Source organism: Paenibacillus sp. SZ31 (assembly GCF_012912005.1).
Taxonomy (GTDB): domain Bacteria; phylum Bacillota; class Bacilli; order Paenibacillales; family Paenibacillaceae; genus Paenibacillus.
This window is the reverse complement of sequence record NZ_JABBEA010000015.1, coordinates 90,399-113,607: the sequence shown is the minus strand read 5'-3', so window position 1 is coordinate 113,607 and position 23,209 is coordinate 90,399. Positions and strand designations below refer to the sequence as shown.

Here is a 23,209-nt window from a genome sequence, read left to right as displayed (position 1 = left end):
TACTTTCTACATCCGGATTAAATTGACGTTATCCGGCGTAAAACAGTAGAATGACCATAGGAAAAGGAAACATAGTTTCTGTTCAACAACAATACGGTTACGAGGATGAAATTAATGAAGGATCTTAATTCGGGTTCCACGGAATCTGCACATACGGTAACAACCTTTCAGGAAGCCAGACTCCAGCACTCGGATAATCTGCGGCAAAATATTGTGCATGCTGCTGCTGCTCTACTGCAAGAGCATGGACCAGAAGCTGTCACGGTACGCCGGGTAGCTGAACGCATGGAGTGCTCCACCAAAATCATATATAATCTCTTCGGTAAAAAAGAAGGGTTAGCCAAACATTTATATTTAGAGGGATGCTCCCTTATGGCCCAATATTTTGAAGATATCCCCCGGCAGGCCTCGTTCGAACAATATTTCCGTGATCTCGCCTACGTCTACTGGGACTTCGGCATTTCTCAATCCAGCTTCTATCAGCTGATGTTTGGAGGGTCTTTTTCCGAATTCAAGCCAGATGGAGAGACTTTGCAGGGAACTGCGACTGCACTGAAACAAGTATCTGCCTTGGTGGAGATCGCCATTGAACAGGGAATGATTCAGGTGCAAGATCCCCTGCTTGCGGTACGAATGATCTGGGCCCCCTTACACGGAGTAATTCATCTGTACTTGGGAGGCCATATTGAGAGCGAAGAAGCTGCCAAAACCCTCTATGATCATACGTTGTCCATGGTTATACACTCCCTTGTGAGTACATCTGCGAATGGATAAGCATGAAGTCGGTGATGTGTTAGAAGCTTATATAAGATAAACGAAAAAGGAGCATATCCGTTGGCGTAATACGCCGAGGACATGCTCCTTTTTTTCTTTGTTCGCTCTATTCTATATCCGTATCGACCTTCAGCCGATTAAAGTACCTCTTGGTTTTCGGATTCCCAACGTTCAATTTCCTTGCGCACGACTGGAGCAACTTCTTTACCAAGCAGTTCGATTGCTCTCATAACCTCGTTATGCGGCATGGTTCCGAGTGGAGTGTGTAACATGAAGCGGGTAATCCCAACTTCTTTGCGCAGATAGATAATCTTCTGAGCCACCGTATCCACATCTCCCACGTACAAAGCACCCTCAAGGCTACGCGCTGCATCAAATGTTGCACGGCTATAGTGTCCCCAACCACGTTCACGGCCCAATATGTTCATGACCGCTTGCGCTGGCGGGAAGAATTTCTCCACAGCTTCGTCTGTTGTATCGGCTATGAAGCCGTGAGAATGAGAGGCAACGGTCAGCTTGGAAGCATCATGTCCTGCATGTGCAGCTGCTTTCTTGTACAGTTCCACCAGTGGTGCGAATTGTACCGGACGGCCACCAATAATGGCAAGCACCAGTGGCAAACCGAGCAATCCTGCACGAACTACGGATTCCTGATTACCGCCACTGCCAATCCATACCGGAAGTTTTTCCTGTACCGGGCGCGGGTAGATGCCCAGATTGTTAAAGGAAGGGCGGTGTTTGCCTTCCCAGGTTACTTTTTCCGAATCACGCAGTTTGAGCAGCAAATCCAGTTTCTCGTCGAATAACTCATCGTAGTCATTCAGATCATAGCCAAACAGTGGGAACGATTCGATAAATGATCCCCGCCCTGCCATAATCTCTGCACGTCCGTTCGAAATGCCGTCCAGTGTCGCAAAATCCTGATATACCCGTACCGGATCATGTGATGACAGCACCGTTACCGCACTCGTCAGGCGAATATTCTTGGTCTGTGAAGCTGCGGCCGCCAGAATGACAGCTGGTGATGAAGCAGCGTAGTCAGCACGATGATGCTCCCCCACGCCGTATACATCCAGCCCCACCTGATCTGCCAAAACAATCTCTTCAACAACATCGCGAATGCGCTGCGCATGACTGATAAGTTCTCCTGTTTTTACATCCGGATTCGTCTCCACAAATGTACTAATTCCGATTTCCATTGTCTGTTCCTCCCTGGTATGAAGCGATCCGTTGTTCATCTAACCTATTGTAAGTAGATCACCTTTTGTTATGTATCTTAATATTGAACTATTTTGATGAAAAACACAAGTACCCTCTGTTTCCAGAGGGCACTTTTATGATTATTTTCTATAATTATGGCTTATCTATACTTAGTTCCATCAGGTTGGTATTAATTACAACACCAGTCTGTCTCATAAAATTAAATCCCAAAATTCCGTCAATCTCTAAACCATAATCCATATTTCCTATTTCAATCTGAAAATTATTAATCGTTGTTCCGTCTACAGTTATAGAATCGAGTGACTTGGTATAAACATACTCTATACCGCCTACACCTCTTATAATCTCAACGAGATCATTCTCTTCAGGAACCATTCCTACTTCCCGAACTACATCTGCATTCAACAATGTACTGGCTGATCCAGTATCCAAAAGGACTTTTTCTAAAAGTAGTACTTCTCCTCTAAATTCAAGTTTTATGCTTATAAATGGTAGACCATAAATCTCTGAAATTTTCATCGAGGACCTCTCATACCAACATATCGTTCTCTTGCCACAACTTCTGGACGTGAAGTGTGAAAAAAGCAGTATTCCCTTCTGGGATCTTCCTGATGCAATTCACCATAACGTTTTAGTGCCTTCGTAGAATCATCAAATGAATCAATCACTGCCATCTCTTCAATATAACGCTGGCCTTCTCTAGAATGCGCCTTGGTTGCCTCAAAAACGACCCATTCATTAGGGAATCGCTCCTGAACTTCCTTCCATTGCATAGTGACACCTCCAGACCATTAGATAGAGATATTATATCATGTGGAAACAGTATTCCATGGGCTGACATTCTAAATTAAATACATTTTTTAGAGTATTGCCTGTAAATCTATTATTTCTTTCTCCCGATGTACAGCAAGTGAGATGAGATCCCCAGTATGGAAGGGTCTTTCGCAGCATCTATCATATATTGAATGAGTTCTTCGTACTCGCCACGCTCTTTCCAGTATTGCTGCTGCTCATCCGTGAGCATGGCTCTAAGGCTCGATGACCCAATCAAATCGACAGTTTCGAAGTTGTGCTGTTCCATGAACGGTGTAATGTCCTGAATATTAAAGTAATAAGCACCCGTAAATCTTCCGTGATCCTGATGATCGAATATACCTTTTTCTACAAAAGAACGGATTGCTGCCATGTGATCATTCGGTTTCCAGTTCTTTGGGGATTGCAGCGAATTGATACTCATGCGCATTCGGCTTTGCATCGCTACAAACACCACGCCTCCCCGCTTGGTTACACGATACAACTCTCTTACAGCAGCCACACGCTCCTCGACAGTCTGCAGATGATATAACGGCCCCAGCATGAGACACGCATCATACGTCTCGTCGGCAATACCCAAGAGCGAAGTGGCATCAAGAACATGGAATCCATTGAAATACTGCATCAATCCAAACTCATGAGCCTTTTCCCGTGCAGTATCCACGGAGGACGGTGTCAGATCAGATAAAGTGACCTGGTACCCCAGCTTCGCCAGTTCCATGGCATACTTTCCCGGTCCTGCGCCATTATCCAGAATATAACCAGTAGCAGGGAGATGCTCCCTGATGTAATGCATGTTAATAATGAACTCAATCGGTTCCCGCTCCAGTCTCCCCCACTCATCAAACCCAGAATAATATTCAATAATGTGATCTCTCTTCATCGCTCTGACACCTGCCTTTTCTTATATGTAGACCACCCAACCATGTGCAAAAAATTAAATTCCAACCAGTATATGTCTACTAAATATTTCCTGTCAAACAAAAAAACGTTCAATTCCCGTTGAATGCGGAACTGAACGTTTCTCGATCTTATATCTTTTTCACAAACTCAGACTTCAACTTCATCGCACCCAAGCTGTCGATCTTGCAATCAATATCATGATCCCCATCAATCAGGCGGATATTCTTCACCTTGGTGCCCTGTTTAACCACGAGCGAGCTACCTTTTACCTTCAGATCTTTAATGACCGTAACGGTATCGCCATCACTTAGCACATTTCCGTTGGCATCACGGATTACTTTTGCATCCTCTGCGTTCTCATTGTCTGCTTCCAGAGACCATTCATGCGCACACTCCGGGCAGACCAGCAGGTTACCATCCTCGTACGTGTACTCAGAATTACATTTCGGGCAGTTAGGCAAATTAGACATATGTATTAAACTCTCCATTCTACGATTGGCTTTCCCGCAAGTATACGGGATTTCGGCGGTATGTTCCATACGCTTGGTCACTGCATGAATGGATTTAAACCAAATTTAAGGTTCATGCCTCCCTCACTTTAAGGGTAACTACTTATGATGTAACTATTATATACGCGCTACTCATTACATGAATCTCCTCATTTCTCCATGAGAGTTACTATATTTACTACCAAAGGAGTGCCTACTCATGTCTTCATATGTTTTCCCTGTGCAAACGGCTTTTTTGATCTTTGTCGTCGCAGCCATGTTCTTGCTGGTACCGTGGTTGATCTATGGATATCGCAAAGACGGCTTCTTTAGCTGGTCGCGGTTTGGCGTCAGCTTTTCCTTCATCTTTTATATTCTGGCTGCCTATTGCCTTGTCATTCTCCCGTTTCCGACTACGCGAGATACCTGTGCGCAGCAAGCCGCTGACACGATCTACTACAATCTGGTTCCATTCACCTTTGTCAAAGACATTATGAAAGAAACACCCATTGTATGGTCTCAGCCATCCAGCTATATCGGAATGATTCAGGGCAGAGCCTTTCTGCAAGTGCTGTTCAATGTCCTGCTTCTCATGCCGCTGGGTGTATATATTCGTTATTTTTTTCAAAAGAGATCGTTCTGGACGTATGCCTTGCTTGGCGGATTCGGGCTTTCTTTGTTCTTCGAGATCACACAAATCACCGGATTCTACGGGTATTATAATTGTCCTTACCGTCTCTTCGATGTAGATGATCTGTTATTGAATACGTCAGGAACCGTACTTGGATTTGTCACAGCTCCCATCCTGCTTGCTTTATTCCCATCACGTGAAAGCATTCAGGAAAAGAGCGACCAGATTGTCGAGCAAAACCGAGTGTATACTATGCCTCAATTGCTCGCACTGATGATCGATGGAGTCATTGTTGTCTTCCTTTCGAATCTGATCTCCATCTTTACAGCGTCTGATGCGATCAGTGATGCGTTGAGTACATCCATTGCTATGGTCATGGTTCTATTCTTCATCCCTTGGGTGCGAAATGGGGTAACTCCAGGTTCGGCCATCTTGCGCTTCCGCTATGTGGATCGTCAGACCGGCACACCTACCAGTGAATCGTTATTCAAGAGATTTGTCGCAATCTATGTTCCATGGCTACTATTTACGATCGTTCGCTTGGTCAACGATTATGCGTTTTCCGGTCATCCGGATGTCATGCTTGAGCCCTATCGCGCATGGATCTCTGTGGGAATGTTTGGTCTATCTATGCTGATCTCCTTCATACTGTTCATCCATATCGTAATTGTCCTGTTCTCCCGTGGAAAACGTTCCTTCTACTTCGATGAGGTATCCCGCACGCGGGCCTCTCGTAAATAGTTAACATGTCTGCTGTGCATCCGTAACCCGGCATTAGAAAAGGCGACTTCCATGATAAAGAATGGAGGTCGCCTTTTTTTATAATTGTGGCCTTATAGCTAGTTATGCATTGCATGGATGCGACAGCACGTTCGGACTACAGCCCCAGTAACTCACGTTTGAATGCCTCAGGATCATGTACAACTTCAATCTCATGGTTGAAGATCAATGTCGCACGATCCTGCTCATAAGTAGGCCAGTCCAGCCCTGCGGTGGCTGGTTTACCGTTCTTGGCAAAAGAAATCCAAGCATCCTGTACTTTGAGCGCCAGTTCTGCTGCGGCCTCGTCCGGCTCGGCATTCATATATTTCAATGCAGGCAGTGTGTTGAAGACAAAGTACATTTCAATGCTGTGAACCGATTTATGAAGCAACGGATGCTCTGGCATCACCCAATCGAAACGATACATCCACACTGGCGCATGTTGCTGCTGTGCAGCCGCATATTGTACCGAAGAACGCCAGAAATATAGATCGGTCATGACTTGCGCCTGACCATCTGCCGTTTTGGGATAGCTGTCTGCAATAGCTGCACGATTCTCCAGATCCGGCGTCATAAAGTCAACGGCTTGTACCATATCGATCTCTGGTGAATACGGAATATGTGGCTGGATGAATAGCGAACCTTCATGCAACGTTGTGCCGATTAGCACAGGAATATCCTGCGCCGCACCCTCGATTACTGCCTGAAGCGGCGTCTGAGGCAGAGTTACTCCATCCAGTACAGGCTGGAATAACAAGGCCATCCCTGCACCGCTCTGCTGTTTGATCGTTTCTGCGGCTGCAATGATTTGCTCTGCCGGAATGGTCTTTAGCTTCTGGAGATTATCTGGCTCTATGCCAAGAATCTTCAGCATGCCATCGCGCACAGCAGATGCTTGTTCTGCTGGCATAAACTGTGAAGCTCCACTTTGCATAATGACACGTTGGAACAGTCCCTTGGAGGCAGGCATAGCCATCAACGCTGCGATACTCATGCTGCCTGCCGATTCTCCGAATACCGTGACTTGGTTCGCATCACCGCCAAAAGCAGAGATGTTATCTTTCACCCATTGCAACGCCGCCACCTGATCCAGCAGACCAACATTCGTGGAAAATGCGTCGCCAAGCGGTGCCATATGCATGAATCCGAGTGGTCCAAGTCGGTAGTTGATCGTCACGACGATTAAGTCACCTCGAAGGGCCAACTGTGTACCATCATATACAGGGAAACTTCCGGAGCCGGCTACAAAGGAACCACCATGAATCCACACCATAACCGGTAGTGGTGCAGCCCCCTTTTCCTCAGGTGCCCAGATGTTCAGATATAGACTATCTTCTGATTCATTCGGGGTTCCTGTCACACCTACTGGTTGATGGTTTCGTGGCTGTATATTCTCAGGTCCAAATTGAGTGGCCTGTCTTATTCCCTCCCATGACTCGGGTTGAACCGGAGCCTGGAAACGCAACTCACCTACTGGGGGGTTAGCATAGGGTATACCCTTCCATACGCTTGCACCATACAAAAGCTCGCCTTGAACAGTACCGTACTTCGTTGCAACTTGAAGTTCTTTCATGCCGCTTCTACTTCCTCTCCATGAATAGGTTAGACTAACGATTACGCGTATCACTTTGAGTATAAATCGTAGCTGTACCCATCTACAACTTTACCCAAACTTATGGGTATAGCTACGTTTCACGTGGAACTTTTACGCTATTAGTCTAGATAAATCACAAATGGATTTTATAGGTAATATTACCGTAAATAACGTCTTTGTAACTTAAGTTAACTTAAAAGAGTGTAATTTGCCTATGGGCATATTTAACTATATACTAATACTAGTACTAGAAATTGTATATTAATAATATGAGGATGATTAACATGAGTATCATTGAAAAAAATCTTACAATAGCCATTCCACAAAATTGGAGTTGTATTTCTGACTTTCCTCCGAAACAATCGATGAAGTGGAGAGAAGTTTACAAAAAAAATGCTAATACAGAAGCAGTACACCAGATTCCTAAAATAGAATTGAAAGAACGATTGCAACGGAATAAGAGATTATTGAAGATATTCAGATTCAATACAGGCAGGGTACAAGAACAGCTCTTCTACTCGCATCTTTTTTTTCTGACCGATTTAGAAGGGATTCTATTGGACCTTATCGGAGAAGAAACGCTTCATAACGGTCTTAAACCTTTAGAGGTTGGTTTAGGGAGTTCGATGGCACTGGATTCAGGAGGAATTAATGCAATTTCAATTGCCCTAGAAACAGGACATAACGTATTTCTTAAAGGAGATGAGCATCAGCTGTTATTCTTTAAAGATTGGCTATGTCTTTGCTGCCCCATCAAAGTTCAGGGAGATATCATTGCTTATATGAACTTCTCTCGTTCTACACCATTTATATACGACAGTATATTTGCTCTAGTTTCCTCCATAGTCTCCTCTATTGAACTTGAACTTGAGAAAGAATTAAGCAACAACCAGCGAGTACAAGCCTTATTCAATACATACAGTTTAACCAATAGAGAATGTGAAGTTGCTGCACTGTGGTTACAGAATAAAGGGGCATTATTTATAAGTGAACAACTTGGAATTACTGAGGGCACAGTTAGGAATTTCGTGAAGAAAATTTATACAAAATGTACAGTAAATGATCGTGGAAGTTTTATGAAAAAGTTTCATTAGGACGTGTCTGAGAGCCTATCACTGAGTTAATAAGCAATAGCAGCCACATTTAGAAATGACAAGAGTTAGTAAAAAAACACCTAACGATTTCCTATGAATCATAACTATTACTACTATAAGGAACGATATGTTGTAGAGTGATTTTTCAAAATTCAAACAACTCTACGGGATGGCAACCCATTATGAGGGGTTGGATGACACACCGAAGATAAATAAGCTGTTGCTTAGCTGATTTTTCAGCTAAGCAACAGCTTATTTAATATTAGAGACTCATTTAATTATTAATAATACATACTGTTGAGAGCTGGCCAGTGGTAATTGTTGAAATAGGCCATGTAAATGCTGCCTCTACATCTTGACCTTTATCGTCTGTGTTATGCGCTAATTTTTGCAATTCCAATACTTCGTTCATTCTTTTCACCTCCTTATTTTAGTAATGTAAATGTATTGATATTTATTTCCCTCAATTTTCTGATACCGTCTTGGCTTTCGTTCTTTCCAGGAAATTATCTGTGTTGACAAGTGGTAACCAGTAGAGTGGATTATTTTTGACGATCCCCAATAATGCTAATATTATCCCTGAACTACCTGTATACACATCATCAGCTAATCTATAAGAAAATTGCCCTGGATATACGTAGTAACTATCCTTTTTGATTATGAAGATATTAAGTAAACTCAATACATCGGCAAGAATTTTTTCTCGAGCTTCGCCGTTTTCCACCATACATGGCAATAAAAGAAAGCTTCCCGCACCATCAAACAAGCTACCGCTAATCGTGGAACGAATCTTTGATAATTTTAAAATTGCCTCCATCTCTTCCCTGTACAGCTCTTGTCCACTCACATGGTTGAAGAACCAAATGGAAATAGCAATTCCAATTGAACCTCCAGAAAGATAGGGCAACAGACGATTTCTTTGATCAAATGTTTGTAATACGCCGGACATATCATCTACTTTAGTCTTCATCAGATCTTCTTCAAGTAATGACTTAGCCTTTTCCAAATACTCTTTACTGTTGGTAGCTGAGTACAGCGCAGAATAAAACAGCGCTACGCCAGATAAGCCATCAATTAATCCTATTTCTACCGTCATCCAGTCATTAACTTTTAATGACGTTTTTTTCTTTTTATTAACATCAATTAACTTAGCAATGTCTTTTGCAAACTGTAAGTATTCCATATTTCCAGTTTCAAAATATACACTAATAACGAACAACCCAATACCTGAAAGACCTGATCGTAAAGTAATATTAGTCTCACTAATACTATCTTTTAATAGCTTCAAATCATTTAAGACCACTTTTGTATAACCTTGATTATAGAGCATTGCCAATATTCCAGTTCTACCAGTAAGTAATCCATTACCTTCAACTTGTGATAAATTGTCTAACAGAACATTTTCAATCCAATCATTCACTTCTGAAGTACTGGAATCAACTTTATGGAGTGTGAAAGCAGCACCACTGCCCCCAGTTAAAAAGTTAAACTTGCCGCCCCTCATCTCATACTGACGAATATCTCCATTAATTAATCTCTCATCTTCTGTAAAATTATTAATAATCCCTTTAATCAAACTATTGATTATATAAGACACGTTAAACTCGTTTTTCTCATATTCTAGATTAGATTCTTTAGAAATACAGTCTTGATAAAATCTAATTTTCTCATTACATTTTTTTTGTATATCTTCAATGAAATGATAAAATGAACTTTCATAGTTTTCCTTTATCCATCGAAGATGATTACTTTGCAGATACACATCCAAGTCTTCTGAAGTTAAAACTGGAAGTGCTAAATACCTGACCAACCTCTTCAATCCATACCAATCTCTTGCCCCATTAACCTTCATTTCCTGAGAGGAAAATCCCAATGTAGCCATATTGGGCTTGTTTTCAGAGTTTACAGGCATGGCAGTTTCAAAATCAATTATCCTAACACTTAAGTCTTCCCTTACCATCACATTCGCTGGTTGCAAATCACCCATAGCGATTCCACTATTATGCATTTCTTCTATTATAGATAGCAGTTGCAATAGTATTTTCTTCACTTTTCGAGCATAGTTATTCATACCCTCACTGCCCTCAAAGAATGGAAAATATCGCGCAAGCCATTGTCTTAAATCTCGGCCTTCAATGAATTCTTCTACCAAAAAGTAGTGTTCCCATTCTTGGAAGTATTCAATGAAATCAACAACACCCGTTACATTCTGGAGCGTTTTTAAAGCGTCGTATTCGTTAGTTTGTCTTGCTAAAGCATCTTGACATATCCCATCTAAACCAGCATTGGGTCTAGCTTCCTTAATGATCACTTTCATATTATCGTGCTTTCGATGAGCTAAATATACGCCTCCAGCGTTACTATAACTAAGAGCAGTTTCAATCTTATACCGCTTTAAATGACTTTCCTTGTTTGTTTCTGAATCATCAGAAAGGTTAATGGTATTAAGATATTCGTCAAAATCTTTTACAAAGTCAGGAACTTGGTAAAAGGGTGTTCTTTGATCTATGATTAAATTACCTTTCTCATCTCTAATACAATATTCACCATGTTCATTGAGAACTTTACTAAATCCTCCATACCTATAGAACACATTACTAGCCTTCCATCTTCTATCACTGAGAATATAGGGTCCCTTTTTAAAATCCTGAGTTATTAATGAAATCATATCTAGCAATTCAACAAATTCTTCGTTACTAATAGGATATATTGTTATAAACTTACCAGAAGTAGCACGATTAGCATTCTTTGAATTCACCTTAATAAAGCTTTGTTTATTCTTCAAGTGCTTGAAGTCAATATTCTTATCTAGACATAGCTGCGCAACCTTATCCAGTAAGTTCTGCGATTCTTCAAAAGATGAAGTTACATGAATTTTCCATCCTTGCTCTGGAAGGAATTTATTCCTAACATGATATTGCTTCCAAACAGATTCACTTGTTGATAGTACAGCATATGTATGAGGTACTTTATTTAGTTCATACTCATTAGATTTTTCATTTAACTCTTGTTTGCCGTAATATTCAGACTTCGGCTTCAAATACTGATGATACAACATATTACCTTCCATTAAAAAACCTCTTTTTCTTTGAATATCAACCACGCTCACATGCACTGTCACACTCGGTTTGACAATCCGTCCATTATAAAAGCCAGCTCAGCACGAGCTAAATAATAATAAAATTATGGAATTTCATGAAACTTCTAATTTCTTTAGATGCTGAAACCATCTAATTAAAACTTCAAATTATTGATAATTCGAATTATAAATTAGTATCATTACTTTTCTATATCCAGTACTGGATATAGAAATTATATTACATAAAATGATCTAATTTATATGATACGGAATTTGGAAGAGTGGGTATAGAAAATATGCTTTAATAAGGGAAGTGTTCCACATGAATTTCTTTCGTGATAGTGAAATTGTCCGACACCCCTGGACTTCTCTCCAAGAGTATTCAAAACAGCAGCGAGAACAGTGGGATTGCGTTTTTCAAGAGTCACGATGTAAGTCATTAACTCTCAGTTTCAGCACCAAAACAGAAGGGCCGGAACTCAGTCAAAAATTGGATAAACATGCCGATTTACTAAAAGCGACGCAAACGGAATTAGAAAGTATAAGTACATTAGTCGTCCCGTCTCATTTGTTTATATTGACAGATGATGAAGGGATGTGTTTGCAATTATATGCTTCCCCCCAGCAGTTGAATGATTTGAAGAAGCACTATATAACACCGGGAACACAATTTAACATGAAAAACTTAGGAATCAATGCTATTTCTATTGCGATGGAATCCGGGAAAATTGCAGTAGTACAAGGGAAAGAACATAGTCACACGTTATTTTCCTCTTGGTCCTCCATCTCTACCCCTATCCAAGTAGAGAGAAAAGTTCTCGGTTATCTGGCCATATCCTTTGATTCGGCCGAAGATGTGATCTTTGCTGTACCACTGCTTGAGAAGATCATATGTAATATCGAGGAGCATTTGGAATGGAGGGATCCCATTGCGCGAAAGAAGCGAATCAACCGGAAATTGGAGGACTTTCAGTTGACAAATAGAGAAAAGGAAGTAGCTTATTGCTGGCTGGAAGGCCAGAGTCGTTCCAAAATCGCTCAAATGCTTACTATCTCGGAAGAAACAGTTCGTTTCCATGTGAAACATATCTATGAAAAGGTAGGAGTGAAACATCAGGTTGAGTTCGTGAAAAAAGTAATTCTATCTGGAGTTGATAAGAGTTAATAATCCATTCCGTGCTATAAAGATGTGGTCTACAAAAGGCTATTTACACTCGGGCAACATACGATTCTAAAAACTACCCTAAAGGGTAGTTTCCAAAAATCATTAAATTAATTAAAATATTTCTTAAAGTAACAAGAAGAGTTGAAGAATACCGTTTATAGTAAAAAAGAGACATTACTGCCAAGGTTTGATATTATTCTGATACCCTTCTACAGTTGTGGACTAATAGCCAAAATTCATTCTTAATTGAAGGGAATTATACTTACATATGAGAATAATCGAAATAGAAAAAGAGTTTAAAATTGAGAATGTATTATCTCTAAGAAAGAAAATGACTCAGGCAGAAATACAACAGGAATTTATGAATATCGGTAAATTCCTTGAACAGAATAGTCTTAAAAAAAATGGTCCTCTTGTAACTGCCACCTTTGCAATTGAACAATCAAATGAACAGCCAATCTTGGATACAGAGATTTTGGTTCCACTAGATCAGCCTGCAAAATTAGATGAAAAATATAAATTTAAAGAGATTTTCCATCTAATGAACGCAGTTTATGCGAGGCATAAGGGAAATCCTAATACATTACAGGATACATACAACGAGCTAAATCAATATATTAGCCAGAAGGGTCTGGAACCAATAACCGTAGCTTATAATGTGAATGTTATTGACTTAGAGCCCGGACAATCAATGGATGATATGATTGTAGATGTTTATATAGGAGTTAACCCATCAATTCTATAGTTTTTGATTTTACCTGTATTTTGTTTGATGTGCAGTGCTAGCCTATGCGTCAGGCATACAGTTGAAATATATAATTCTAGTAAATAAAAAGGGGATTTAAAATGACAAATGCACTGATAATGAATAATAATCATTTTATCGAACTTTCAAGTGATGAAATGATGTTTGTTGATGGTGGTGGAGACATTTGGAAAGCCGTTGTTGGAGCAACTGGATCCATTTTCATTGGAGCTGCTCCAGTTGTGGGCATAATTGCAGGTATCGGTGCTAGTGCTGCTACACCAGTGGCAGGAGTAGCAGCTGGTATTGGCGCAGCATCTTCTATGGTGTCAGCAGGTTCATACATGTTAGACTACGCTACAAAAAAATAATTTGACAGAGAAGAGGTAAAAAAATGGAATTATCTATTGCCCATGGTTTTATTGAATTAAATGAATCCGCATTGTCGGACATAAATGCAGGTGGTATTTGGGGAGTAATTGGTGGTGCAGCTGAGGTAGTTGCAGGAGTAGCTGGGATTGTTGGAGGAGTTGCAGCTTTGGCTGTTCCCGAACCTACAGGGGCTACCAAATTTGCAGGAGCAGCAGCTATAACACTTGGATTAGGAGCTATCGGTTCTGGTGCTGTAAGTATCGCTTCAAACTGGAAATAACTATATTTAATACATTTATGTGCAAGAAGAGTATTAATAAACTTCTTGCACAATCTTTTTCGGGGGTAATAAATCTAATGGAGAAAAAAATTAAAACTTTAAGAGTATCTCTGCTACTATCTATTCTATGTGCTATTACATCTGTAATTAACTATCTAACTACTAAATCACCATTAGTTGGAGTAATGTTTGTCATTATAATAATTGCGCTTATTATTCAAGTTGTTGCTTATACGACAGAAATGAAAAACATCAAAAAATGACGTCAAGGATTGCAGTGCTACCTGTTTAGCTATTATATGCAAACTGTAATGTATTTGATATCCTGATCCTAGAATGCGTGAAACAGCGGGAACTGAAAATTAATAACAAGTTTCCTACAGATTTGATTAAAGTTCCCGATTGGGCTAAACAAGAGAAATCAGTAGTTTCTTAGTTTCTTCCCCCTCTCTCCTTGCAATCGAAATTGCCCATTTGATAATTTACAACACTTCTGAATGATTAGAATAGGTAGCCTCCTCCAATTGAAAAGAGAAAATCAAACTACGGGAGTAATTCTCTCCACCTATAATACCGCAGCTGCGCATTTTAGCGGTATATTTTTGTATTCTATGCTCTTTAGCATGCTGGAAATGCTCTCAGCTCTTACCAAGATCCTGCACGTTGTTTATATTAAAGTTATTGTACATCCAAAAATTTAATTAAAATTGAAGCTACAATATCCTATATAGGATATTTTATTAACAATATAGATATATATAAAATAAAGAGTATATAGATAACATATCTAATTACAAATCTAGCTTCGTCTGCTACAGGTGATTTGTTGTACGGATAAATACAATGAGGACTTGCCTCGTAATGAGCAAAAAAATTGAGACAAATGTTCAAACCAGATTTACCTATACATTATTACGATTATCTCACTTTTTATGGAGGTCATATGTCTTTACTAAGAGTACGATATACAGCTCAAAAACAATATGATGAAAAAGACTGCGGTGCAGCATGTTTAGCAACCATCTCTCGGCATTATGGGCTAAAAATCCCCCTTACACGAATTAGAGAAACTGCCGGTACAGACAAATACGGAACTAACGCGTTAGGCTTAATAAAAGCTGCTGAACAATTAGGTTTTTCAGCAAAAGGTGTCAAGGGTAGCCAAGAGTCGTTCTTTAGTGACTTCCCACTCCCATGTATCGCTCATGTAGTTATTGATCAGAAACTTCTCCATTATGTAGTCATACATAAAATCACAAAGAAAAAAGTAATTATAGCTGACCCGGCAAAAGGGATTGTAAATTATAGTCCTGAAGAGTTTTTTAAAATTTGGACAGGCATCCTTATTTTTATGGTTCCGACCGCACAATTTCAGAAAAAAGATGAAACGCAGGGCGCTTTATCACGTTTCTTCACTCTATTACTCCCACAGAAGCGAATGTTGTTTGGGATCTTTTTTGCGTCATTGCTATATACGACTCTAGGCATCCTGGGCGCATTTTACTTTAAGTTCTTACTTGATTCCATCGTTCCTTATAGGCTAGAGCAGACCTTACAATGGATTTCAATCGGTGTTATTATACTGACCCTACTGCAGACATTATTAAATGCCTTTAGAAGTCATTTATTATTATATTTAAGTCAAAAACTCGACATCTCCTTAATACTTGGATACTACTACCATGTACTTAGATTACCTCTCTCCTTTTTTGAGACCCGGAAAACAGGTGAAATCATCTCACGACTTATGGATGCGTCCAAGGTTAGAGACGCAATATCCAGTGCAGCTCTGACCATTATGATTGATTCTCTGATGGTTATTGCAGGAGGAATCATCCTATATACTCAGAATTCTTTCCTCTTCGGTATAACGGCAATTATGATACCGCTGTATGCGCTAATTGTCTGGGGATTTCATCGCACGTTTGAGAGACAAAACCGTGAGCAGATGGAACAGAATGCAGAACTTACTTCATATATTGTCGAATCAGTCAATGGTATTGAGACTCTTAAAGCTTATCAGGCTGAAAGAGAAGCTAACTTGGAAACCGAAAAGAAATTCACTAAATTGTTACGTACTTTCTTTAAATTTGGTTTTTCCAACAACTTTCAGTCCACTTTGAAAGGTGCTCTTCAGGGAGTCAGCGGGATTGTTATCCTTTGGATCGGAGCTAACGAAGTCTTAAAGGGACAATTAACCATGGGACAACTTATCACATTTAATGCTTTGCTTGCATACTTTATAAATCCTATTTTAAACCTGATTAACCTGCAATCTTCACTTCAAACGGCTGTGGTCGCGGCAGATCGGTTAACAGAAATTATGGATCTGGAGCCTGAAAAAAAGGAATCTGATAGCCGCAATATTAAACCAGCGTCACTAAAGGGATCTATCGACTTCAAAGATGTGCATTTCCGATATGGAACAAGACAATCCATCCTGAATGGTGTTGATCTACATGTTGAAAGAGGAGAGAAAGTTGCGCTGGTAGGAGAGAGTGGTTCTGGTAAGACAACTCTCGTTAAACTATTACTTCGTTTCTATGAGGCGGAAAAGGGAGAACTATTGATTTCTGAGAATAATATAAAAGACATATCTATCGAGTCGCTTCGACAGAAAATAAGTTATATCCCACAACAGACATTTTTCTTCAGCGGAACGATTAGAGATAACCTTGCCATGGGAGCAACATCCGAGATTGAAATGGCTGATATCATTGAAGCAACAAAGCAAGCAAGTGCTCATGATTTTATTAATCAATTGCCTATGAGGTATCAGACAAATCTTGAAGAGAATGCATCCAATCTATCAGGAGGACAACGTCAACGCTTGGCTTTGGCACGCGCATTACTTACCAAACCTGACATTCTGATTTTGGATGAGGCAACCAGTAATCTGGATACCACCACGGAAAAGGCCGTATCGGATACAATACATAGTCTAGATGATATGACGATGATCATTATTGCTCACCGCTTGAGTACGGTTATGCGCTGTGATCGGATCTTTGTAATGGACAAAGGTACTGTGGTAGAGGCCGGAACACATGATCAACTGCTACAGCAACGAGGAAGATATTACGAGCTTTGGAAAGATCAATTACCTGGAATTGATACTAAGAATGCACAGGAAGAGAGTCTTACTCCGCCTAAACTGGAACACACGGGGGCGATGGTATGAGTCTTAAACTTCTAAATCCTGAGGAGTTAAGAGACAGCAGGGAAATGTTGGAGAAGAGATCACCTGCATTTATTAGTTGGTTTCTTATACTACTGACGTTAGTATTGGTCATTGCATTTATCTGGAGCTGGAAAGCACAGATCGACGTAGTTGTTAAAGCTCCTGGAGTAGTCAAACCTAACGAGAAAATTTCCAAAATAGTGAACAAGGCTACAGGAAGTGTCTCCAAAATATATGTTCAACAAGGTCAACAAGTTAAAGCCGGTGATAAGCTATTTTCTATTCAAACAGGAACCCTCAAAGTCGACAAGACTCGTTTACAAAATGATTACAAAGAAGCAGCACAACGATTGGCGGGACTTGAACAACTCTCTAAAGCACTTTCTTCAGGTGATGGGACGATGAAGCCGAACAAGACGGTAAGTGCTCTGCTTGCTAATGATAATCCAGTACAAAACAAGTTAGAATTGGATATTTCCAAAACGATTGCTGATCAGGTTGAAACGGATAAAACCATTGCAAATAAACGGCTCCTGCTCAAAAGTCTTAATTACGGAAGAAATTATTTAATCTCTGGTTCCGTGGAATATGAACGATATGAGAACTATAGCCTAAAGGTATCTCAGAATACATTGGCTGAAACACAAATTCAGGAAGAGTACAAACGATCGATCTTTAACGGTGATGAACTCACCACGAATGCGGCTACAGAAAAGCTAAAAACGAACAAGCTACAAATGGAAACTAATCAAAGTGAATTTCGATACACAATACAGTCCGAGTTAGAAGATGCACTGAAGCAAAAACAAACGCTAAAAAAACAAGAATCTGACTTGTACGTTCAGTTGCAGGATAGCGTTGATGAGTTACGAAAACGGAAAAAGGAACTCCATAGCCAAATTAATACAATTCGTTCCAGTCTGGATAAATATACGGCCACAGCACCTACCTCAGGAGTTATCAATACCATAAACGAAGTAGGTGAAGGACAGCTTATCCAGGAAGGATTGCAAGTCATGGATGTCGTTCCCGTAAATAATACGATTTATTCCATTCAAATTGCTATGAATCATCAAGATATTGGAAGAATACATGAAGGAGATCCTGTGCGTTTTCATTTTGCCGCCTTCCCCTTAGAAGAGTACGGTTCTGTCCTTGGCAAAATAGATTCCATTAGTAGCGATGCTTTAGTAAACCCTCAAGATGGTTCCACTTATTACGTGGTGGAGGCCTCTCTTGAATCAATACAACTAAAAGATGCCCTTGGTCAGCAGGAACAGATCAAATCAGGTATGCAAACGGAAGCTCTTATTATAACGGAGCAGAAGTCAGCACTACAATGGCTCTTAGAGAAAATGGATTTTTGGACTAAATAACTTAATAAAAGAGCCGCCCTTCTGAGCGACTCATCGGGACTATCGAGAATATCTCGATAGTCTTATTTACTTATTCAACTAATATCTTTATTTAACTACCCTTCACAGGATAACGCACCGTAAACTCAGCACCCTCGATCCATTTGCTCGTAACAAAGTTCCGTCCCTTCACAACCACTCGATCCCTATAAATCTCCACATGAAGCCCTTCACTGCCTTCCAAATGTTCATCCTGATCCGTCCATAGATAACCTACAGACGACGCATTGAACATGGTTGGCATGTGGCCTGCACCATCGTACATCGTATGCTGTGCCTCCAATTGCCAGTGGGTATGGCCCGAGAAGAGGATCGCTTGCGGGTATTTAGCCAGAACGGCCTTGAGTTCCACATCCTGATTCACACCATACCATCCCTGTTCCTTCAATGATCCAGCTACCGTATCCATAAGCGGCTGGTGCAAGAAGAGAAAGATGGGTTGATTCGGCGTTGCTCGCTCAGACAATTTCGACTCTAGCCACTCCAACTGTTCAGCCGACATATCGCAATCCTTCGGATGAGGTTGCTCGGTGCCCAGGAAAATATAATGATACCCATCAATCCAATGATCGTGGTAAGAGCCTATCATGCCTGTTGTCCCTTCAAAATCACTTAATCGACGTTGCCATAACCCGGCGACCGTAATGGATGCAGCTTCGTCTGAGATATCTTGGCCCACCTGCTCCAAAGGCGCAGCAGACAACGTATAGGTTCCGCCGGATAGCTGCTCAATCAGTGCAGCTGATTCAGCAGCGGTTTGTTTTTTGACTAGCTCCATGTCTGCTTCTTGCTCCAACAACTTGGCTACTTCATCCTCTTTCATCTCGAGCAAAATGATCGGCGGATCTTGCCATACCACGGCTCCAATATCATGATTCCCTACCGTGTAACGGATGTCCGGCAAGTTCTTCGCATGTTGCTTCCATATACGTTGCAACTCACGATATTCGCTCGGCAGCCCTCGATCCGTCACATCGCCCACATGCATGATTCCGCTACTACCCTCACTGAACGTAGCTATGTCGGCTAACGCTTGCTCCAGATGCCGGTTATGAATATGATCTGCCTCATCCCGCACATGTGTGTCCGTAATGACCTGAAAGCTGGCAAGAGGTTGCTCAGAGATATGTTTATTTCCCATCAAGAATCACTCCATTTCAGTCCAATAATGCCAATCAGAATAAAACCGATCCATACCATCGACGTGAGCCGCAGACGTTCACCGAAATAGTAATGCCCTACGACGCCAATGAGCGTAATGCCGACCCCAGACCAGATCGCATAGGCTACAGCCAGCGGCATATACTTCACTGCAAAGTTGAGGAACGTAAAGCTTGCTCCATAACAAACAAACATCAACACCGAAGGCCATAACCGTGAGAATCCATCCGATACTTTTAGCAAAATAGTAGCACTCAACTCTAGTCCGATGGCCAGAGCCAACAGAACCCAGCCCAAGTAAGCGTGACTGTTCGTCATCGATTCAACCCACCATTCAGCAATTCATGGAACGATTGAATCGTTCTATCCGCCAAGCGGATTTTTCCCGGTTCGCCAATCCCAATCCTGTACCCCGCACCAGCGGTTCGTGCCATCTCCATGTCTCCGTCCGTATCTCCAATGACCACCGTATGCTGCACAGATACACCTAACCGTTCACAAGCAAGTAGAAGCATATCGGGAAAAGGTTTCCCCCGCTCCACCAGATCTGTGCCAATCACCACGTCAAAGAAGGAATCCAGCCCCATCCACTGCAAGTGCTTGACTGCACTAGGTGTATCATCTGCCGTCACGACACCCATAACCACGCCTTCGGTACGGCACTGTTCAAGGAATTCTCGAACTCCCGGTAACGGACGTGCCGGACGATGTTTCTCCATCTCTTCCTCTGCTTGCGCCAAACACTCCCGAACCATGATCTTGGCTTCCGCCCAGCTGAGACCCGCACGATATCCATGCCACGTCAGTACGGCGTACACTTCATCCATTGTGCCCATGGCCAGTGGCCCCCGGACGTCATACCCATTCATTCGGCCTTGGTCATCGTGGAAAGTTCCCCAGATCTGCGGAAGTTCATCTGTGTTAATACGAAGTCCCCGGGTCGCCAACTGGTCTCTGAAGTCGTTCAACACACAATCGGTCCAGAACCCCCACATGCCCGTAAAATCAAGTAATGTTCCATCCTTATCGAACAAAACAGCTTCAGTCGGATTCGGTAATCCGTCCACATACGTCTCATCTTGCATTGGTTAAACTCCTTGTCTGCGATCTTGTATAAACGGAAAGGACGGCACAGCATGTACCGCCCCTTTCGCTTGATTCACTTGCCTGTATACGTTTATTATTTCGTTACACGATCCAGTTCTTTCTGCGCTTTCTCTTTCGCTTCCTTCAGCGCTTGTTCAGCTGGCATATTATTGATCTGTACTTTATCAGCTGCATCTTTCAATGCATCGTTGATTTTGCCACCCGTTGGATCCTGGAATGGAGCTGATGCGTGAGCTGCTTGTTGCAGTGGTACAGTGATCTGTGGATTTTCCTCACTGAATTTCATGAACTCTGGATCTTGTTGAGCCGATTGACGCACTGCAATATATCCGGTATTCATGGACCATGAAGCTGTGTTGGACGTCTCAGAGAAATACGTAAACCATTTATAAGCAGCTTGTTGTTGCTCTGGACTCGCTGCTGCCGGAATACCTGCCAAAATGGCATTCGCTACCGGTTTACCTTCACCAATGCCTTCCCAACCTGGTTGTTGCATCGCAGCGACTACGCTAAAGTCCAAGTCACCTTGGTCACCACTAGATCCGGTGTAACCTGCTGCTTTGTTTTTCATCACATTATCAATCGTTTTGTACCAATATTCCCAACCTTGACCACCATACTCGATGCCCATGATTTTGTCTTCGTTAATCCATTTACGGAACAGGTCCCATGTCTCGATCCACTCTGGGGAGTCAACCATGACAGTTTTGCCATCGTCGCTAAGAATCTGACCGCCCTTACCCAATACGGCATCAATCATGTTGTCTTTACCCCACATCGGTTGCCAGCCAGAGAAAGTTGTCTTGCCATTCTCTTGCTTACTCATCTTCGCTGCTGCTTCAGCCAACGCTTCCCATGTTGTTAGACTCGCTGGATCGATTCCATTCTCTTTGAATGTATCCATGCGGTAATACATGATTTGGGTCGTTCCATACATAGGTAGGAAGAATTGCTTACCATCCACTTCCCCTTGGTTCAGGAACGTCTGAATGAAATCGTCTTTCTTAAAATTCGGGTCCGCCGCGATCATCTCATCCATCGGTGCATAGTATCCTTTGCGCGCCCAGTCTATGTTAGCACTCAGTACAGCGGCCGGAACCTTCTTGGAAGCAATCGCTGCTTGCAGCTTCTGCTCCGTCTCCGTGTAATCTGCTTGTACAATTCCCTTCACAACGACTTCGTTCTGGGAGGCGTTGAACGCATCAATCGTTTTTTTCATGTTATCGCCCAGATTACCACCCAGACCATACCAGAATTCAATCTCCACCGGATCTTTCACCTGAGCTTCGGTTCCACTGGCAGCAGCCGTCGTGCTTGATTCTGCGGGTGCTTGTGTTCCACAAGCGGTCAGTAGCGCAAAGCTAGTCGCGAGTACCAGCGACATACCACCCTTCCAGTTCAACCTCAATCTCTTTTTCCATGTCATGCTTGTCTGACTCCAATTCATTGTCGTTCCTCCCGTTTTAGGTGAAATGTTGGTGTTGACACGGTGCATCTGGATGGATGCAGTATTACAAGGTAGTGCATATCAGTTCTTGTTCACACCAGCCGTGATATTCACGCTCTGCATGATGGTCTTCTGGGTGAACAGGAAGAGAATAAGTAGTGGTGCGATCGTGAAGGCACTCGCAGCCATAATCTGTGGCCAAGCCAATCCATATGCCCCACCTTCTACAAAGAAGCTGCGCAGACCAGCCGATACCAGCTGCAGGTCAGGGTCTTTGGTGATGAGCATAGGCCAGAAATAGTTGTTGTATTGTTCAATGAACGTAATCAGAACCATCACGGCGAAGCTTGAGCGAACAAGCGGCGTGATAATCGTCCAGAGAATCCGGAAGTGAGATGCACCGTCCAGTTGTCCGGCTTCTACCAATTCATGAGATACCTGCATGAACGCCTGCCGGATCAGGAAGATTGAGAACACGCTGACACAGTTGGATACAATTAAGCCTGTGTAGGAATCCAACAGGTTAAGTTCGCTAAGCACCAGGTAACTAGGCAGATACACGGCTGTACTCGGTATCATATAACCCACCAGAATCAGGGATGTCAGTACACCTTTGAGACGGAATTTCATATGTGTCAGGGCGTACGCCATCATACTGGAGTTGACGATCTGAAATAGACAGATGGCTAATGCTACCCCGGTACTGTTCAGGATGTAACGGGCAAATGGTGCCGCATTCCAGGCGTCTACATAGTTGCTCCACAGGAATGTCTCCGGCCAGAAGGTCGGCGGGAACTGCCAGATCTCATCATTGGTTTTGAATCCGCTAATGACCATCCAATAGAAGGGAAATGCTGTACCCAGCGCGATAACGGCTAACAGGAGATAGCGGATCAATTTACTTATTTTAAAATTGGTATGTGACACGTTCTGCAACTCCTTGCGCTTCATCCGTTTAGACTTTTTGTTGGGCAATG

General features: G+C 41.9%; 23 protein-coding genes. 10 read left to right on the top strand and 13 right to left on the bottom strand.

What is annotated here, in order from left to right; all coding sequences use genetic code 11:
* The first annotated feature begins 114 nt into the window (after positions 1–114).
* The gene (locus tag HF638_RS23165) at positions 115–774 is read left to right on the top strand and encodes a TetR/AcrR family transcriptional regulator (RefSeq protein ID WP_169482267.1); all 660 of its coding nucleotides are present in this window, start codon (positions 115–117) and stop codon (positions 772–774) included.
* A 137-nt stretch (positions 775–911) separates the two neighbouring features.
* Here HF638_RS23165 and HF638_RS23160 read toward each other — a convergent pair whose 3' ends face one another.
* The 5 genes from HF638_RS23160 to HF638_RS23140 form a co-directional block, all read right to left on the bottom strand.
* A complete protein-coding gene (locus tag HF638_RS23160) occupies positions 912–1,973 on the bottom strand; it encodes an LLM class flavin-dependent oxidoreductase (RefSeq protein WP_169482266.1) in 1,062 nt (353 codons plus the stop codon).
* A 154-nt stretch (positions 1,974–2,127) separates the two neighbouring features.
* Positions 2,128–2,514, bottom strand: a complete 387-nt coding sequence (locus tag HF638_RS23155) for a retropepsin-like aspartic protease (RefSeq protein ID WP_169482265.1) — start codon at positions 2,512–2,514, stop codon at positions 2,128–2,130.
* Positions 2,511–2,768 (bottom strand): hypothetical protein, encoded by a 258-nt coding sequence (locus HF638_RS23150; protein WP_047840923.1) that lies wholly within the window; start codon positions 2,766–2,768, stop codon positions 2,511–2,513. The genes HF638_RS23155 and HF638_RS23150 overlap by 4 nt, the downstream gene beginning before the upstream one ends.
* Positions 2,769–2,878: 110 nt before the next feature.
* Positions 2,879–3,691 (bottom strand): class I SAM-dependent methyltransferase, encoded by an 813-nt coding sequence (locus tag HF638_RS23145; RefSeq protein ID WP_169482264.1) that lies wholly within the window; start codon positions 3,689–3,691, stop codon positions 2,879–2,881.
* Between the two features lie 148 nt (positions 3,692–3,839).
* Positions 3,840–4,181: a zinc ribbon domain-containing protein YjdM gene (locus HF638_RS23140; protein ID WP_169482263.1), complete on the bottom strand. Its 342-nt coding sequence runs from the start codon at positions 4,179–4,181 to the stop codon at positions 3,840–3,842.
* Positions 4,182–4,419: 238 nt separating this feature from the next.
* Here HF638_RS23140 and HF638_RS23135 point away from each other — a divergent pair, with 238 nt between their 5' ends.
* Positions 4,420–5,571 carry a VanZ family protein gene (locus HF638_RS23135; protein ID WP_169482262.1) on the top strand — a complete coding sequence of 384 codons (1,152 nt, stop codon included), beginning with the start codon at positions 4,420–4,422 and terminating at the stop codon, positions 5,569–5,571.
* Between the two features lie 136 nt (positions 5,572–5,707).
* On the opposite strand, the gene HF638_RS23130 is transcribed toward HF638_RS23135, so the two are convergent.
* Positions 5,708–7,165, bottom strand: a complete 1,458-nt coding sequence (locus HF638_RS23130) for a carboxylesterase/lipase family protein (protein WP_169482261.1) — start codon at positions 7,163–7,165, stop codon at positions 5,708–5,710.
* 305 nt (positions 7,166–7,470) lie between these two features.
* Here HF638_RS23130 and HF638_RS23125 point away from each other — a divergent pair, with 305 nt between their 5' ends.
* Positions 7,471–8,280, top strand: a complete 810-nt coding sequence (locus HF638_RS23125; protein ID WP_169482260.1) for a LuxR C-terminal-related transcriptional regulator — start codon at positions 7,471–7,473, stop codon at positions 8,278–8,280.
* Between the two features lie 274 nt (positions 8,281–8,554).
* Here HF638_RS23125 and HF638_RS23120 read toward each other — a convergent pair whose 3' ends face one another.
* A complete protein-coding gene (locus HF638_RS23120) occupies positions 8,555–8,692 on the bottom strand; it encodes a class III lanthipeptide (protein WP_169482259.1) in 138 nt (45 codons plus the stop codon).
* A 51-nt stretch (positions 8,693–8,743) separates the two neighbouring features.
* Positions 8,744–11,350: a class III lanthionine synthetase LanKC gene (gene lanKC, locus HF638_RS23115; protein WP_169482258.1), complete on the bottom strand. Its 2,607-nt coding sequence runs from the start codon at positions 11,348–11,350 to the stop codon at positions 8,744–8,746.
* A gap of 331 nt (positions 11,351–11,681) precedes the next feature.
* On the opposite strand from lanKC, the gene HF638_RS23110 reads away from it, so the two are divergent.
* The 7 genes from HF638_RS23110 to HF638_RS23080 all read left to right on the top strand — a co-directional run bounded on the left by HF638_RS23110 (position 11,682) and on the right by HF638_RS23080 (position 18,478).
* Positions 11,682–12,524 carry a helix-turn-helix transcriptional regulator gene (locus HF638_RS23110; RefSeq protein WP_169482257.1) on the top strand — a complete coding sequence of 281 codons (843 nt, stop codon included), beginning with the start codon at positions 11,682–11,684 and terminating at the stop codon, positions 12,522–12,524.
* 268 nt (positions 12,525–12,792) lie between these two features.
* Positions 12,793–13,269 (top strand): GyrI-like domain-containing protein, encoded by a 477-nt coding sequence (locus tag HF638_RS23105; RefSeq protein WP_211175754.1) that lies wholly within the window; start codon positions 12,793–12,795, stop codon positions 13,267–13,269.
* 101 nt (positions 13,270–13,370) lie between these two features.
* Positions 13,371–13,640: a hypothetical protein gene (locus HF638_RS23100; RefSeq protein ID WP_169482256.1), complete on the top strand. Its 270-nt coding sequence runs from the start codon at positions 13,371–13,373 to the stop codon at positions 13,638–13,640.
* Between the two features lie 23 nt (positions 13,641–13,663).
* Positions 13,664–13,921, top strand: a complete 258-nt coding sequence (locus HF638_RS23095; RefSeq protein WP_169482255.1) for a hypothetical protein — start codon at positions 13,664–13,666, stop codon at positions 13,919–13,921.
* A gap of 77 nt (positions 13,922–13,998) precedes the next feature.
* A complete protein-coding gene (locus tag HF638_RS23090) occupies positions 13,999–14,184 on the top strand; it encodes a hypothetical protein (RefSeq protein WP_169482254.1) in 186 nt (61 codons plus the stop codon).
* A 680-nt stretch (positions 14,185–14,864) separates the two neighbouring features.
* Positions 14,865–17,102: a peptidase domain-containing ABC transporter gene (locus HF638_RS23085; protein ID WP_169482253.1), complete on the top strand. Its 2,238-nt coding sequence runs from the start codon at positions 14,865–14,867 to the stop codon at positions 17,100–17,102.
* A complete protein-coding gene (locus HF638_RS23080; protein ID WP_169482252.1) occupies positions 17,099–18,478 on the top strand; it encodes a beta-barrel domain-containing protein in 1,380 nt (459 codons plus the stop codon). The genes HF638_RS23085 and HF638_RS23080 overlap by 4 nt, the downstream gene beginning before the upstream one ends.
* 91 nt (positions 18,479–18,569) lie before the next feature.
* On the opposite strand, the gene HF638_RS23075 is transcribed toward HF638_RS23080, so the two are convergent.
* The 5 genes from HF638_RS23075 to HF638_RS23055 form a co-directional block, all read right to left on the bottom strand.
* Entirely contained in the window at positions 18,570–19,658 is a 1,089-nt protein-coding gene (locus HF638_RS23075) for a metallophosphoesterase family protein (RefSeq protein ID WP_169482251.1), read from the bottom strand.
* Entirely contained in the window at positions 19,658–19,996 is a 339-nt protein-coding gene (locus tag HF638_RS23070; protein WP_051447260.1) for a DMT family transporter, read from the bottom strand. The genes HF638_RS23075 and HF638_RS23070 overlap by 1 nt, the downstream gene beginning before the upstream one ends.
* On the bottom strand, positions 19,993–20,763 hold the full coding sequence (locus tag HF638_RS23065; protein WP_169482250.1) for an HAD family hydrolase: 771 nt from the start codon (positions 20,761–20,763) through the stop codon (positions 19,993–19,995). The genes HF638_RS23070 and HF638_RS23065 overlap by 4 nt, the downstream gene beginning before the upstream one ends.
* A 95-nt stretch (positions 20,764–20,858) precedes the next feature.
* Positions 20,859–22,232 carry an ABC transporter substrate-binding protein gene (locus HF638_RS23060; RefSeq protein WP_169482249.1) on the bottom strand — a complete coding sequence of 458 codons (1,374 nt, stop codon included), beginning with the start codon at positions 22,230–22,232 and terminating at the stop codon, positions 20,859–20,861.
* Positions 22,233–22,313: 81 nt separating this feature from the next.
* On the bottom strand, positions 22,314–23,159 hold the full coding sequence (locus HF638_RS23055; RefSeq protein WP_348982125.1) for a carbohydrate ABC transporter permease: 846 nt from the start codon (positions 23,157–23,159) through the stop codon (positions 22,314–22,316).
* Positions 23,160–23,209: the final 50 nt, after the last annotated feature.